The sequence below is a fragment of the Mesorhizobium sp. Z1-4 genome, assembly GCF_004000235.1.
Classification (GTDB): Bacteria; Pseudomonadota; Alphaproteobacteria; order Rhizobiales; family Rhizobiaceae; genus RCIO01.
The window spans coordinates 59,035-73,181 of sequence record NZ_RCIO01000006.1 but is presented as its reverse complement, the minus strand read 5'-3'; the positions used below and the strand labels follow the sequence as shown (position 1 = coordinate 73,181).

The following is a 14,147-nucleotide window of genomic DNA, read 5'->3' as shown; positions in this document are numbered from 1 at the left end:
GTCAGGCTGCTAGCGTCCTGATCGCATTGCCCCAAGGGTCGGATTTCTCGTCCGTTCCCGTGGCAGTTTTCGAGGTCAATTCCACGAAATTGAGGCCGGTTCGGTCCATTGTGCGCGGGCCGGCGCCGGCGCTTTGCCAGGAGTTGGCGCCGATGTGATGGTGGTAGCCGCCGGTCGAGAGAAAGACGGCACTGTCGCCGTAACGTACGACGGTATCGAAACCCATCTCGCCGTTCCACCACTCCTCGGCAGCCCGGGTATCACCGACGCGCAAGTGAACGTGGCCGACAATGGTGTATTCGGGGATGCCTGACCAGCCGGCGTCGCCCTGCGGCAGCGATGCATGCAGCGCCCGGAGGTCCAGCCTTTCGGTCGCCATCTGCACCTGCCCGTCCCGGCTCGGCCATTCATGCGGCTGGCGGTCGCGGTAGATTTCGATGCCGTTGCCTTCGGGGTCGTAGATATAGATCGCCTCGCTGACCAGATGGTCGGATGCGCCTGAAATGCCGATCCGGTTTTCGGCCGCATGACCGACCCAGCGCGCGAGATCGTCGCGCGAGGGCAGCAGAAAAGCCGTGTGATAAAGGCCGGCGCTGCGCTCGTCGCCAAGTTGCAAGGACGGCGACCCTTCGATTTCGAGCAGTTCGCGCCCTCCAGCACCGAGGCCGATGGTCCCGTTGGCGCGGCGCAACTCCTCGAGCCCGAGCACCTTCCTGTAGTAATCTGCGAGGCCCTCGGCATCGCGTGCCTTCAGCCCGACACGGGCAACGCTGACCGGCGCATCGGCGGCAAACGGCAAATGTCCCATAGAAATCTCCACAAACGGCGGTCCGGCAAATCGATGCCGGCCCTTGTTGTGCTTCAAATCGCAATCGTAGCGCGGTTTCACAAGATGCGGGATGGGAGACAGGCTGTTCACCGAATGCACAAGCTTGCCTCGCGCGGCAGCCGTGGCTACATCGCGGCCATGAAGGTGAAAGACGCAGACATTCTGTTCATTCCAGGGGCCGTCGGCTTGGACGAGGGCCACTGGCTGTCGCGCTGGCAAGGCCGGCTTTCAACCGGCCGCTCCCTTGCATCGAAGGCAGGCGATGCGGCGGCACTGACCGCGTGCATCGCAGATGCCGTGAATAACGAAACCAAACCGACCGTTCTTGTTGCGCACGGGGACGGCGTCGCGGCCGCCGTTCAGGCCATCAGCCGGTTCAAGACGGCAGTAGCGGGAGCGTTTCTGGTCTCGCCATGGACGCCCGATGAACCGTTGCCAGCCGGCCCGCTGCCCTTCCCATCGATTCTGGTCGCGAGCCGCAACGACCCGAAATACTCGTTCGACCATGCAGAGCAGATGGCCGGCGACTGGGGTTCGCTGTTCATCGACGCGGGCGAGATCGGCGGCATCGATTCCGCTTCAGGCCACGGTCCGTGGCCTGAAGGTTCGATGACATTCGCGCGGTTCGTGTCGCGGCTGGCGCCGAACTAGCCTATCGAGGCTTTTGCCTTTGCGAGCAGCGATGCCGCACCAATGCTCATGAGCTGGGCTTCGGGCGCAAAACCGAAGAACTGGACACCCAGCTCGCGCATGCGTCCCGCATCTGCCATATCGACGAGGTAGAGACCGACATATTTGCCGGCAGCGCGGGCCTTTTTGACGACCTCTTCGACTGCTTCCGCCATGTCTTCAAGACGCGGGTCGACGGCCTTGCCATTGGTCCAGCCGATGGAGAAATCCGAAGGGCCGATGAAGACCGCATCGATTCCCGGCGTATCGAGTATGGCGTCGAGCACATCAAATGCTCTGCGCGTTTCGATCATTGCAAAGGCGAGTGCCTCACCATTGGCTTCACGCAGCCGTTTTGCATTGTCGGTCTGGCCGTCGCGCGCAGCCGCGATACTGACACCCCAGGACCGCTCCCCGAGCGGCGGGTATTTCATCGCCGCCGCAAACTGCCTGGCGTCATCTGCCGAATTGATCATCGGTGCGACGACCGCCTGAGCGCCATAGTCGAGAGCGCGGCTTGCCATGTCGAAGCGGCCGACGGGTATGCGCACTATTCCAGGCTTCCCGCGCGCAATAACCGGCGCGAGACAGCGCAAAACGCTTTCTTCGCTGTGGCCGCCATGCTGCATGTCGAGCAGCACTGAATCGAATCCGGTTGCGGCCAGAGCCTCAAGCGTCAGCGCGTCGGGAATACCCGACCAGGCGGCGAATACGGTTTCATCGTTCGCCAAGCGCGCGGCAAGCGATTTCGAGGTTCGACCCAATCCGCTCATCGGCTTTTCACCCTCGCCAGCGGTCAACCCGCCCGAACCTGTTCCACGGCCTCGGCGAGAAGGTCGATCATGCGCGTGCGTATCTGCTCGTCGGACTGGCTGACGCCGGCCGCATCAAGGTCCGCGCGGACCTTGCGGAACACATCATCGTCGCCAGCCTCTTCAAAGTCGGCAGCGACAACTTCCTTGGCGTAGGCCTCGGCCTCATCGCCTGTCTTGCCGATCAGATCGGCAGCCCACAGACCGAGAAGCTTGTTGCGGCGGGCATAAGCCCGAAACTTCAAGTCCTCGTCGTGAGCAAACTTGGCTTCAAAACCTTTCTCACGATCTTCGAAGCTGGCCATGAACTTTCCTCCGGTCGGTATGGGCACTAATGTGCATATGGGTGCTCCGGCAGAAACCAAAAGCCCGCGCCGCGGTCAATATGCAGACGACATGCAGGCCGCGACAAACGGTCTTTTCGGTGTGCCGGCGGCCCTGAAACGCCCGCAAAGCAGTTGAACACCGCGAAATGGCGATTGAGCACGGCAAGCAGTTGCGTTAGGACGCAGCGAGAAAATGCAGGCAGGCGAATCCACCGTCGGCCGGCGCGTTCCGTCGCCAAACATCAGAGATTGCCATGAACCGTCGGCGCCGCATCTACGAAGGCAAAGCAAAAATCCTCTATGAAGGGCCCGAACCCGGTACGCTGGTTCAGTTCTTCAAGGACGACGCGACCGCCTTCAACAAGAAGAAACACGAAATTGTCGACGGCAAGGGTGTGCTCAACAACCGAATCTCAGAGCACATTTTCTCGCATCTCAACCGCATAGGCATCCCGACCCACTTTATCCGCCGGCTCAATATGCGCGAGCAGCTGATCAAGGAAGTCGAGATCATTCCGCTTGAAGTTGTGGTGCGCAATGTTGCGGCGGGTTCTCTGGCCAAGCGCCTCGGGATCGAGGAAGGCACCTTGCTGCCGCGTTCGATCATCGAATTCTACTACAAGGCCGACGCGCTGGACGACCCGATGGTGACGGAAGAGCACATCACCGCCTTCGGTTGGGCAAGCCCGCAGGAAATCGACGACATCATGGCGCTTGCCATCCGCGTCAACGATTTTCTGACCGGCCTGTTTCTGGGCGTCGGTATCCAGCTCGTCGACTTCAAGATGGAGTGCGGCCGTCTGTGGGAAAACGAGATGATGCGGGTCGTCGTGGCAGACGAGATTTCGCCCGACTCCTGCCGGCTCTGGGACGTCGGCACGCAGGACAAGCTCGACAAGGACCGCTTCCGCCGCGACATGGGCGGGCTTGTGGAAGCCTATCAGGAAGTCGCGCGCCGGCTGGGCATCATGAACGAAAACGAGCCGCCGCGCCCCTCGGGCCCGGTGCTCGTCTCGACCAAGCCCGGCGACAAAGACAGCGTTCACTAAGACCACGGAGCAAAAATTGGCGATCAGGGCACGCGTGACAGTAACGCTCAAGAACGGCGTTCTGGACCCGCAGGGCAAGGCAATCGAAGGTGCGCTAGGCACGCTGGGGTTTGGCGGTGTGGGCCAGGTGCGCCAGGGCAAAGTGTTCGATGTTGAGCTGGACGGCGCAGATCGCTCGAAAGCCGAGGCCGATCTAAAGGCGATGTGCGAGAAGCTGCTCGCGAACACCGTGATCGAAGACTACGCGGTGGAGATTGCCGGGTGAAGACCGCCGTCGTCCTGCTTCCCGGCCTCAACCGCGACCGCGACATGATCGCGGCTCTGACCACCATAACCGGTCAGAGGCCGCACACGGTGTGGCAGACAGAGACCGAAATCCCGGATGTCGACCTGATCGTCATTCCCGGCGGGTTTTCCTATGGCGACTATCTGCGCTGCGGCGCCATCGGCGCGCGCATGCCGGTGATGCAGGCCGTAGCCGATAAGGCGCGGCAGGGCGTCATGGTCATGGGCGTGTGCAACGGCTTCCAGATCCTGCTCGAAGCGGGACTTCTGCCGGGTGCGCTGATGCGCAACGCAACGCTGAAATTCGTCTGCCGCGAAGTGAAGCTTGAAGTCGCCAATGCGAACACCGCATTCACTCGCGGCTATCAGGCCGGTCAGGTCATCCGCTGTCCGGTCGCGCACCACGACGGCAACTATTTCGCCGATGAGGAGACGCTGAAACGGCTCGAAGGCGAAGGTCAGGTCGTGTTCCGTTATGCCGAAGGCACAAATCCCAACGGCTCGGTGAACGATATCGCCGGCATTGTGAGCCACGAAGGCAATGTGCTCGGCATGATGCCGCACCCCGAGAACCTCGTCGAAGCAGCACATGGCGGCACTGACGGACGCGCGCTTTTTGCCGGCGCGCTGGGGCTCGCAGCGTGAGTGCAAGACGGCTGAGCGTCGGCTCGGCGTGTCTTGCCGCGCTTATGATTTCAGGTTGCCAAAGCGGCCCGGTCGCGGATGCCGGTGTGTCGGTGCCCGGCGACAATTCGGCTCTCTCGACCATGGAGCGCATCGCGGTTGCGTCCCAGAAGTGCTGGTTCAAGCCACAGAAAGAAGGGTTCGAGGGCCTGGCGCTCTCGCCCGAGCTGACCTCCTTTTCGGGGCGGCCGCGTATTCTGGCCGTGCCGCGCGGAAATGTCGGCGGGTTGCCCAAACTCGTGATCGAAGCCGCGGGCAAACCTGCCCGGATTTCCGCATACGGCCCGCTGATGGACGGCCCGCAAGGCCCGTCGATCGCAGCCGACGCCCAGCGCTGGGCAAGTGGCGACACCTCCTGTTCCGCAGCGGCATGACAATGTCACGAGCGCTGCAGATCATCGGCATTCTGATCGGCGTCACGGCCGTCGTGGTACAGTTCTTCCTTGCCGTCGACCGCTTCACCGGCGAAGGCATGAGCCTCGGCGGTTCGGTGGTGAAATTCTTCTCCTTCTTCACCATCCTGACCAACATCTTTGTGGTGCTTGTCCATGCTTCGGGCGTGCTGCAGCGCCGGCTGACATTCTTTGAGCGGCCGCGGGTGCAGACTACCGCCTTCATCGCAATCACGATTGTCGGCATTGTCTACCATGTGCTGCTGGCCGATCTTTGGGATCCGCAGGGCCTGCAGAAAATCACCGACATCATGCTCCATTATGCGGCGCCTATCGTCATGATCGTCTGGTGGCTCGGTTTTGGCCGCAGCGGCCGGTTGCGCTGGGGCGACATCCCGATTTTCCTGATCTATCCCTTCGCCTATCTCGGATATGTACTGTTGCGCGCGCCGATCGCCGACGAAGTTCCCTACCCGTTCCTCGATTTCTGGCAGAATGGCTGGCCCTCCGTGATCACGATGATTGCCGTCATTCTTGTCATGTTCATTGTCGTGGCCGCCCTGGCGGTCGCGGCGGACCGCTACCTCCCGACCTCCCCGCGAAAAGCATCCCGACCGTGACCATACCCAACGCCGTTCCCATTACCGACGACCTGATTGCCGCCCACGGGCTGAAGCCGGACGAGTATCAACGCATTCTCGACCTGATCGGCCGTGAACCGAGTTTTACCGAACTCGGCATCTTTTCCGCCATGTGGAACGAACACTGCTCTTACAAGAGCTCGAAGAAGTGGCTGCGCACACTTCCGACAAAGGGCGATCGCGTCATTCATGGGCCGGGCGAGAACGCCGGCGTTGTCGACATAGGCGACGGCGAATGCGTGGTCTTCAAGATGGAGAGCCACAACCACCCCTCCTATATCGAGCCCTATCAGGGTGCGGCGACCGGTGTCGGCGGCATTCTGCGCGATGTGTTCACCATGGGCGCACGGCCGGTGGCGGCAATGAACGCGCTGCGCTTCGGCGAACCGGACCATCCCAAAACGCGGCATCTGGTGGCCGGAGTCGTGTCGGGCGTCGGCGGCTATGGCAATGCATTCGGGGTGCCGACCGTCGGCGGCGAGGTGGAATTCGACGCCAGCTACAACGGCAACATCCTGGTGAATGCCTTCGCTGCGGGCATCGCCAGAACCGACGGGATTTTCCTCTCGCAGGCCAAGGGTGTCGGGCTTCCCGTGGTTTATCTCGGCGCAAAGACAGGCCGCGACGGTGTCGGCGGCGCTACCATGGCCTCCGCGGAATTCGATGACCAGATCGACGAGAAACGCCCGACGGTCCAGGTCGGCGACCCTTTCACCGAAAAATGCCTTCTGGAAGCCTGTCTGGAGCTGATGGCGTCCGGCGCGGTCATTGCCATTCAGGATATGGGTGCGGCCGGTCTCACCTGCTCGGCCGTCGAGATGGGGGCCAAGGGTGACCTCGGCATCGAGCTCGATCTCGACAAGGTGCCGGTGCGCGAAGAACGCATGTCGGCTTACGAAATGATGTTGTCGGAGAGCCAGGAGCGTATGCTCATGGTGCTCAAGCCGGAGATGGAAAAGGCCGCCGAAGCGATCTTCCGCAAATGGGGGCTCGACTTCGCCATTGTCGGCAAGACGACCGACGATCTCAGATTCCGCATTCTTCACCAGGGCGAGGAAGTTGCCAATCTGCCGATCAAGGAACTGGGCGACGAAGCCCCGGAATATGACCGGCCTTGGACGTCGCCGGCCGCTCCGAAAGCGCTCGACGGCGTGCCGGAAAGCGACGTCGCCAATGCGCTGTTGACGCTGCTCGGCTCCGCTAACCAGTCGAGCCGCCGCTGGGTGTGGGAACAGTACGATACGCTGATCCAGGGCAATTCGCTGCAGATACCGGGCGGTGACGCCGGTGTCGTGCGCGTCGACGGCCACTCGACCAAAGCCCTCGCATTCTCCTCCGACGTGACGCCGCGCTATTGCGAGGCAGATCCCTTCGAGGGCGGCAAACAGGCTGTTGCCGAATGCTGGCGCAACCTGACCGCGACCGGCGCACTGCCGCTTGCAGCGACCGACAATCTCAATTTCGGCAATCCGGAGCGGCCTGAAATCATGGGCCAGTTCGTGCGCGCCATCGAGGGCATCGGCGAGGCCTGCCGGGAACTCGGCTTCCCGATCGTTTCGGGCAATGTCTCGCTCTACAACGAGACCAACGGCAAAGGCATCTTGCCCACACCCACCATCGGCGGTGTCGGACTGATCGCAGACCGGTCGAGGATGGCACGCGTTGCGTTTGCGGCCGAGGACGAGGCTATCCTGCTCGTCGGCGCACCGCCCAGCTGGGGAGCGCACCTTGGACAATCGGCCTATCTGCGTGACATTCACGGCCGCAGCGAAGGCGCGCCTCCCCCCGTCGATCTCGCTCGCGAAAAACGGACTGGCGACATTGTGCGCAGCCTTATCGAAGAGGGCACCGTCACCGCCTGCCACGATCTTTCCGATGGCGGGCTGGCCGTCGCCGTGGCGGAAATGGCGATGGCGTCGGGCATCGGTGCAACGCTCGGCGTACCAGCCGGAGATTCACCCTCTGCCAGCTTCTTCGGCGAAGATCAGGCGCGCTACCTGATCACCGTGCCGAAGGCACAAGCCGGCAGGCTGCTCGGCGACCAGAGACCGGAGAGCGGCGTCACTCTGCAACAGGTAGGCACCACCGGCGGGCGGGAATTGAAACTCGGAAATGCGCGTGCGATACCGGTTGAGGAACTGCGCCGGGTTCATGAATCGTGGTTCCCGACCTATATGGACGGTTGAACGGAGCACACATTCCATGCCGATGACTGCAAGCGAAATCGAAAAGATGATCAAGGCTGCGATCCCGGACGCGACCGTGACCATTCGCGATCTCGCCGGCGACGGAGATCACTACGCGGCCGAGGTCGTGTCGGAGAGTTTTCGCGGCAAAAGTCGGGTGCAGCAGCACCAGATCGTCTACGAGGCGCTCAAGGGCAATATGGGAGGCGTGCTGCATGCGCTTGCCCTGCAGACGAGCGTGCCTGAATGAACTCGATCGTCGACGAAATTGTTGACGCAATCGCCAAGGGCGTTCTGAGCGAGCTTAAACGCAAAACCGGGAAACGCCGGCGGCGGCGCAGACGCCAGCTCACGCCGACCGAGCGACTCAGGAAAATTGAGGAACTGCTGAAGCCGGCGGCGCGAAAGAAAAAGAGCCGACGCAAGTCGACCCGTTCGCGCTCTACCGCGCACCGCAAACGCGTGAGCACCCGCAGCAGACGGCGCAAATCCACGAGACGCGCACGGCGCTGATGCATGGCAGCAGTGGCCGGTATGAGCCTGTCACCGACATTGCACCTGGCGCTTCGCTGCAATACATATGGCGCAAGTGATTTTCAGACAGGCCTTGAACCTGTCCACGAAAGGAAGACCCATGTCCGCTATCAACGAATTCATCGACAATGAAGTCAAAGTCAACGACGTGGTGCTGTTCATGAAAGGCACGCCCGGATTTCCGCAGTGCGGGTTCTCCGGCCAGGTTGTGCAGATTCTCGACTATCTCGGCGTCGACTATAAAGGCGTCAACGTGCTGGATTCGGACGAATTGCGGCAGGGCATCAAGACCTTTTCCAACTGGCCGACCATTCCGCAGCTCTATGTAAAGGGCGAATTCGTTGGCGGCTGCGATATTATTCGCGAAATGTTCCAGGCGGGCGAACTGCAGGGTTTCCTCTCCGAAAAAGGCGTGAGCGCCCGCGGCGCAGCCTGACAATTCCTCAGCTGGCCGGCTGATCCGGCCGCCATACCAGCCTTAGGGTCGCGGAACCGCGGCCCTTGCCCCGTTTCGCAATGGCCCGAAAGGCTGTCTCATGAACGCGCCCAACGCGCCGGCACCGACTGCCGGAAAGACATCCATTCCCAGGTGGGAGTTTATCGCGCTTGCCGCCGCTCTGATGGCGCTCAATGCGCTGGCCGTCGATATCATGCTGCCCGGGTTGCAACAGATCGGCGCGGCTCTCGGCGAAAACGACGAAAACAACCGGCAACTGGTGATCACCGCCTATCTGGGCGGGTTTGCACTGGCGCAACTGGTCTTCGGTCCGTTGTCGGACCGCTTCGGCCGACGGCCGCCGCTGCTGTTCGGGCTGGCGGTTTACGTTGTTACCGCGTTCGCCTGTGTGTTTGCTCCGAGCTTCGGCACAATGCTTGCGTTTCGTTTCGTGCAGGGGCTCGGTGCCGCCGCCACACGGGTCATCACCGTTTCGGTCGTAAGAGACAGCTTCGGCGGGCGCGCGATGGCCGAGGTCATGTCGCTTATCTTCATGGTTTTCATGGTTATTCCGGTGCTCGCGCCGGGCATAGGCCAGGCTATCATGATCATCTGGGCGTGGCCGGAAATATTCCTCTTCATGTCGCTGTTCGGGCTGGCGATTACGCTTTGGACTTTTGCACGGCTGCCGGAAACGCTGCATGAAGAATATCGCCGTCCGTTCAAATTCGCGACGATCGTCGATGGCTTCCGGATCGTGCTCACGAACCGCATATCGGTGGGCTATTCGGCAGCGCTTGCCGTGATCTTCGGCGCCCTGTTCGGCTTCATCAATTCGGCCCAGCAGATCTATGTCGACATCTACGACAAGGGCGACAGCTTTCCGCTGTACTTCGCCCTTGTCGCCGGAACCATGGCGCTCATGTCGTTCATCAATTCACGCATGGTGGGGCGCTTCGGCATGCGCCGCCTCGCGCATGCTGCCCTTGTCGGCTTCATGCTCACCAACGGCGTGGCATTCGCGCTCGCCATGTTCGGACCGATGCCGTTCTGGCTGTTCATCGCCGTTTTCATGGTTTCGATGGCACAATTCGCGCTCATCGGTTCGAACTTCAACGCACTGGCGATGGAACCGCTTGGCCATGTCGCTGGAACGGCCTCCTCCATTCTGGGGTTTGCCCAGACGGCCTGCGGCGCAGCACTTGGCGCTTTGGTCGGCCAGGCCTTCAACGGCACGATCGTGCCGCTCGCCGCCGGCTATTTCTTCTTCGCCTTGTCTGCGCTGGTTCTGGTGCTGATCGCGGAAGGCGGCGTGTTGTTCCGGCCGCAAAACGAGCCGCCGCGCAGCTAGCGTGACGGCTGCGGCTCCAGCGCCGCAAAGTCGAACAGTTTGCCGTCCATCAGGTGCGATGGCCGCACATTGGTTAGAGCGCGGATCATGGTGTCCTTGCGGCCCGGCATGCGCTTTTCGAGATCGTCCAGCATCGCCTTCATGGCGTTGCGCTGGAGGCCGTCCTGGCTGCCGCATAGATCGCACGGGATGATCGGAAAGCGCATCGCGGCGGCGAACTTCTCCAGATCGGCCTCGGCGCAGAATGCCAGCGGCCGCAGAACCTTCAGGTCGCCCTCGTCATTGACGAGCTTGGGCGGCATTGCGGCAAGCCGGCCGCCGTGGAACAGGTTCATGAAGAAGGTTTCGAGCGCGTCTTCACGATGATGACCAAGCACCAGCGCTGAACATCCCTCTTCGCGCGCGATGCGGTAGAGGTGGCCACGGCGCAGCCGCGAGCAGAGCGAACAATAAGTCCGGCCCTCGGGGATCTTGTCGGTTACCACCGTGTAGGTGTCCTGATATTCGATCCGATGCGGCACGCCGTGCGCGGTCAGGAATTCCGGCAGAATGTGCTTGGGAAAATTCGGCTGGCCCTGATCGAGATTGCAGGCGAGCAAATCGACCGGCAGCAATCCGCGCCATTTGAGATCGAGCAGCACGGCCAGAAGCCCGTAGGAATCCTTGCCCCCCGACAGCGCGACCAGCCAGCGCTCACCGGGCTTCACCATCGCGTAGGATTCGATCGCCTCGCGTGCGTGGCGCACAAGCCGCTTGCGCAGCTTGTTGAATTCGACCGAATTGGGCGCATCGCGGAACATGGACAGGCCGGTTCCGGGCTCGTCGAACTCAGATGGCGAAGGCGAAACGTTCATGATCTCCAGATAACCGGGTCCGGGCCAAAGAAAAAGGCCGCGCGATGCGCGGCCTTCGAAATCATGCTCTTTCGAGCGATTAACGCGAGTAGAACTCGACAACCAGGTTCGGTTCCATCTGCACCGCGTAGGGCACGTCGGCCAGGCCCGGAATCGCCTTGTAGGTTGCGGTCATCTTGTTGTGGTCGGCTTCGACATAATCCGGCACATCGCGCTCGGCGAGCTGCACGGCCTCAAGCACGATGGCGAGCTGCTTCGACTTCTCGCGCACCTCGATCACGTCGCCCGGCTGGCAACGGTAGGACGGAATGTTCACCCGCTTGCCGTTGACCTTGATATGGCCGTGGTTGACGAACTGGCGCGCCGCGAAGATCGTCGGCACGAACTTGGCGCGATAAACGACGGCGTCGAGGCGCGACTCCAGCAGGCCGATCAGGTTGTCCGGCGTATCGCCCTTGCGGCGGTTTGCCTCGTCATAGACCTTGCGGAACTGCTTTTCGGAGATATCGCCGTAATAGCCCTTCAGCTTCTGCTTGGCGCGCAGCTGGGTGCCGAAATCGGACAGCTTGCCCTTGCGGCGCTGACCGTGCTGGCCGGGGCCGTATTCACGACGGTTCACCGGGGACTTCGGACGGCCCCAGAGGTTTTCGCCCATACGGCGATCGAGTTTGTATTTTGCGGATTCGCGCTTGCTCATCGCATTTCCTCTCAAAAGGTTACGCCTGAAACTTAAAGCTTCAGGCGAAGGAAACGCGCCCTCCTCTGACCTCCGTTTTCGAGGTCTGACAGGACTTTCCACGCACGCTTTGCGGAAAAACCCACGGGACACGTAATGAAAATGCAGGGCCGAAACCCTGCGTGAGCGGGCGTTTAGGCCGGTTTTCGGGGAAAGTCAACCGCGCTAAGCCAGCCGCAGGACCTTGCTGATCCGGTCAACGGGCCGGCCATCCTTCAGCGGTACCGCGCGGTCGACACGGTAGTCTTCGAAACCCCGACTGGCATAATAGGCAAGTCCTGCCTCGTTGTCGGCGCGGATCGTCGCCTTGAGCGCGACGAGGCCCAACCTCACGGCCTCGGCGCGCGTACGCTCAAACAGAGCGGAGCCAACGCCGCCTCTGCCCGGCTGGCGCGTGAAAGTGCCGATATCGCCCCAGCCTTCAGGCAAATCGCCGTAACGCGAGACCGTCTGAAAACCGATCGCCCTACCCTCATGTTCGGCAAGGAGGCTGGTCAGCATAAGCGGGCCATCGATGAACCAATCGGCGAAGGTGACCTCGTCCAATGGCTCTTCCAGCGCACTGGTTCCAGTCTGTGCGACGACTTCGTTCAGCAACGCAGCCAATTCGGCGGCGTCGGCGTGCACACTAGGCCTGATCTTCATCCACGCCTCCGCGCGCATCCAGCGCCGATTCAACAAGCATCGTCACCTGCTCCGACCCCATCAGCAAGTCGCCCCGGTCGGGGTTTATCGATACTCCGGCGGCAATCAGCAGTTCTACCGTGCGTTCGTAATCGCCTCTGTCGGCTTCCTGACAATTCGTTGAACCATGGATTGCCGTGCCGAGCGCATTGGCACCATAGACATTTCGATGTTCCAGATCCTGCGGGAAACCCAGCAGGAACTCCACGTGATCGGCAAGGCCCCACCATGCGGCGCCATGAAGGGCTGTTATCTTTTCGTGCCGATCCTCGAACTGAGGGTCGAAGCCGGCCGCGATCAAGCCTTTCAGCGCCGCCAGCTTTCCGCGAACGCGCGCCAGCTCGACATGCATCGCCTGGTCTTCAGGATGAAGCGTCGCGATCAGGCCGGCAGCGCTGCCGGACAACGCATCGAGCGCTTGCGTGTCACCTTCGGCAGCCGCGGCCAACAGGTGCTCGGCATCGGAGAGCGGCGTTGCCAGGCCCCGCGCTTCAAGAACGCGCACTGCGCCCGCGTTACCGTTGATACGCGCTATCGCATAAGCGGTGTGGCCGAGATAAAGCGCCATCGGGTCGGCGCCGGCATCAAGCAGCAACTCGACAAAACGGCCGTCCCTGCCCCGGCGAATTGCGTGATGCAGCGCATTGCCGCGTTCGCTGCGGTGCGCCACCATCCATTGCGTCGGGCATTCGTTGGGGTCGGCACCGTGGTCCAGCATCAGTTTCGCGCCTTCGAGATTGTCGAAGTCGAGCATGCGAAAGAACGCGTTGGTGCCATCAATCTTGGCGCCGAATTCCATCATCAGCCGTACACCTTCGAGGTGGCCGAGTTCGGTTGCATGATAAAAGGATTCATTGTCGTCCGGGTTCGCACCGCGCTCCAGCAGATGTCGCGCCAGATGCAAATTGCCCGCGTGCCCCAACGCGCCGTAAAGCGCCGAAAGCCGATGGCCGGTCTCGGGATCATCGTCGGGATTTGCCAGAACGCCGTCATTGATATCGGCGCCTCGTTCCAGAAGCATGTCGGCAATCTTGGGCGCCTCGCCGGCGAGGTCAGGACGCAGGCGGTGGTAGCGCGAAAAGGTGAGATGCAGCAGCGGCCTGCGTCGTCCCACCGGCTTTGTTGCCGCGTCGGGGTCGGCGGCAAGCAGAGCCGACACCTCTTGTCCTCGGTAGAGCGCGGCGAGCAAGCCGATATGACCGTCCGCCAGCGTGGGGTCGGCGGCAAGCAAACGCTCGACCTGCGGTTGCCAACCTTCATACAGCGCGAGAGCGAGGCGCTGCTGCCGGCCGGTGCGGTCGAGCGCTGCCGTTTCGACGTCGAATTTCAACGCCGCCCAGCTGCCGTAGCCCGCCTCACCGGCGACAACATGCAGGCAGTCGGCGTGGCGCGCCTCGCCGCCCTTCGTTGTGGTAACGGCCGCCAATCGAGCGAGCGCCTGCGGGTCGCCAGCGCGGGCAGCACGCTTCAGCGCCTTGGCAGCCTTGCGGAAGCCGGCAAGCCGGCGCGATGCGGAATTGTCGTGAGAAGTGTCTGTCATCGGTCTTTCCCTGTCGTCCCGCGGCCCACTGGTCGGGAAAGGAAAGCCGTATGGTAATCGGCTGTCTTACGCAGGTGGCCGGGTCAGCCTTTCCGTGGGCCGGGTGGCGCCCTGCCGGCGCCTACCGGCATCCTAACCG

18 protein-coding genes are annotated in these 14,147 nt (G+C 62.0%); 11 read left to right on the top strand and 7 right to left on the bottom strand.

Going from position 1 to position 14,147, the window contains the following annotated elements:
- Nucleotide 1: 1 nt before the first annotated feature.
- Nucleotides 2-808, bottom strand: coding sequence for a VOC family protein (locus EP165_RS17480; RefSeq protein ID WP_127524132.1), 807 nt, complete (start codon nucleotides 806-808; stop codon nucleotides 2-4).
- A 159-nt stretch (nucleotides 809-967) separates the two neighbouring features.
- Between EP165_RS17480 and EP165_RS17475 the strand changes: the two genes are divergently transcribed.
- Nucleotides 968-1,480, top strand: a complete 513-nt coding sequence (locus EP165_RS17475; protein WP_127524246.1) for an RBBP9/YdeN family alpha/beta hydrolase — start codon at nucleotides 968-970, stop codon at nucleotides 1,478-1,480.
- Here the strand turns inward: EP165_RS17475 and EP165_RS17470 are convergent.
- Both EP165_RS17470 and EP165_RS17465 read right to left on the bottom strand, forming a co-directional pair.
- On the bottom strand, nucleotides 1,477-2,271 hold the full coding sequence (locus EP165_RS17470) for an HpcH/HpaI aldolase family protein (protein ID WP_127524131.1): 795 nt from the start codon (nucleotides 2,269-2,271) through the stop codon (nucleotides 1,477-1,479). The genes EP165_RS17475 and EP165_RS17470 overlap by 4 nt on opposite strands.
- Before the next feature lie 23 nt (nucleotides 2,272-2,294).
- A complete protein-coding gene (locus EP165_RS17465) occupies nucleotides 2,295-2,615 on the bottom strand; it encodes a DUF1476 domain-containing protein (protein ID WP_127524130.1) in 321 nt (106 codons plus the stop codon).
- A 275-nt stretch (nucleotides 2,616-2,890) separates the two neighbouring features.
- Here EP165_RS17465 and purC point away from each other — a divergent pair, with 275 nt between their 5' ends.
- From purC to EP165_RS17415, 10 genes are all read left to right on the top strand, one after another.
- The gene (gene purC / locus EP165_RS17460; protein ID WP_127524129.1) at nucleotides 2,891-3,685 is read left to right on the top strand and encodes a phosphoribosylaminoimidazolesuccinocarboxamide synthase; all 795 of its coding nucleotides are present in this window, start codon (nucleotides 2,891-2,893) and stop codon (nucleotides 3,683-3,685) included.
- Between the two features lie 22 nt (nucleotides 3,686-3,707).
- Complete coding sequence (gene purS / locus EP165_RS17455) at nucleotides 3,708-3,950, top strand: phosphoribosylformylglycinamidine synthase subunit PurS (protein ID WP_127524245.1); 243 nt, start codon at nucleotides 3,708-3,710, stop codon at nucleotides 3,948-3,950.
- The gene (gene purQ / locus EP165_RS17450; RefSeq protein WP_127524128.1) at nucleotides 3,947-4,615 is read left to right on the top strand and encodes a phosphoribosylformylglycinamidine synthase subunit PurQ; all 669 of its coding nucleotides are present in this window, start codon (nucleotides 3,947-3,949) and stop codon (nucleotides 4,613-4,615) included. Before purS ends, purQ begins: the two co-directional genes overlap by 4 nt.
- A gap of 44 nt (nucleotides 4,616-4,659) precedes the next feature.
- Nucleotides 4,660-5,028 carry a hypothetical protein gene (locus tag EP165_RS17445; RefSeq protein ID WP_127524244.1) on the top strand — a complete coding sequence of 123 codons (369 nt, stop codon included), beginning with the start codon at nucleotides 4,660-4,662 and terminating at the stop codon, nucleotides 5,026-5,028.
- Nucleotides 5,025-5,666 (top strand): Pr6Pr family membrane protein, encoded by a 642-nt coding sequence (locus EP165_RS17440; RefSeq protein WP_127524127.1) that lies wholly within the window; start codon nucleotides 5,025-5,027, stop codon nucleotides 5,664-5,666. The genes EP165_RS17445 and EP165_RS17440 overlap by 4 nt, the downstream gene beginning before the upstream one ends.
- Entirely contained in the window at nucleotides 5,663-7,873 is a 2,211-nt protein-coding gene (gene purL / locus EP165_RS17435; RefSeq protein WP_127524126.1) for a phosphoribosylformylglycinamidine synthase subunit PurL, read from the top strand. The genes EP165_RS17440 and purL overlap by 4 nt, the downstream gene beginning before the upstream one ends.
- 16 nt (nucleotides 7,874-7,889) lie before the next feature.
- On the top strand, nucleotides 7,890-8,123 hold the full coding sequence (locus EP165_RS17430; RefSeq protein WP_127524125.1) for a BolA/IbaG family iron-sulfur metabolism protein: 234 nt from the start codon (nucleotides 7,890-7,892) through the stop codon (nucleotides 8,121-8,123).
- Complete coding sequence (locus EP165_RS17425) at nucleotides 8,120-8,386, top strand: hypothetical protein (protein WP_127524124.1); 267 nt, start codon at nucleotides 8,120-8,122, stop codon at nucleotides 8,384-8,386. The genes EP165_RS17430 and EP165_RS17425 overlap by 4 nt, the downstream gene beginning before the upstream one ends.
- Nucleotides 8,387-8,507: 121 nt before the next feature.
- Nucleotides 8,508-8,843 (top strand): Grx4 family monothiol glutaredoxin, encoded by a 336-nt coding sequence (grxD, locus tag EP165_RS17420; RefSeq protein ID WP_127524123.1) that lies wholly within the window; start codon nucleotides 8,508-8,510, stop codon nucleotides 8,841-8,843.
- 100 nt (nucleotides 8,844-8,943) lie between these two features.
- The gene (locus tag EP165_RS17415; protein ID WP_127524122.1) at nucleotides 8,944-10,194 is read left to right on the top strand and encodes a multidrug effflux MFS transporter; all 1,251 of its coding nucleotides are present in this window, start codon (nucleotides 8,944-8,946) and stop codon (nucleotides 10,192-10,194) included.
- Here the strand turns inward: EP165_RS17415 and ttcA are convergent.
- The 4 genes from ttcA to EP165_RS17395 form a co-directional block, all read right to left on the bottom strand.
- Nucleotides 10,191-11,048 carry a tRNA 2-thiocytidine(32) synthetase TtcA gene (gene ttcA, locus EP165_RS17410; protein ID WP_127524121.1) on the bottom strand — a complete coding sequence of 286 codons (858 nt, stop codon included), beginning with the start codon at nucleotides 11,046-11,048 and terminating at the stop codon, nucleotides 10,191-10,193. The genes EP165_RS17415 and ttcA overlap by 4 nt on opposite strands.
- A gap of 79 nt (nucleotides 11,049-11,127) precedes the next feature.
- Nucleotides 11,128-11,745: a 30S ribosomal protein S4 gene (rpsD, locus tag EP165_RS17405; protein ID WP_127524120.1), complete on the bottom strand. Its 618-nt coding sequence runs from the start codon at nucleotides 11,743-11,745 to the stop codon at nucleotides 11,128-11,130.
- A 204-nt stretch (nucleotides 11,746-11,949) separates the two neighbouring features.
- The gene (locus EP165_RS17400) at nucleotides 11,950-12,429 is read right to left on the bottom strand and encodes a GNAT family N-acetyltransferase (protein WP_127524119.1); all 480 of its coding nucleotides are present in this window, start codon (nucleotides 12,427-12,429) and stop codon (nucleotides 11,950-11,952) included.
- Complete coding sequence (locus tag EP165_RS17395) at nucleotides 12,413-14,008, bottom strand: ankyrin repeat domain-containing protein (RefSeq protein ID WP_127524118.1); 1,596 nt, start codon at nucleotides 14,006-14,008, stop codon at nucleotides 12,413-12,415. Before EP165_RS17395 ends, EP165_RS17400 begins: the two co-directional genes overlap by 17 nt.
- Nucleotides 14,009-14,147: the final 139 nt, after the last annotated feature.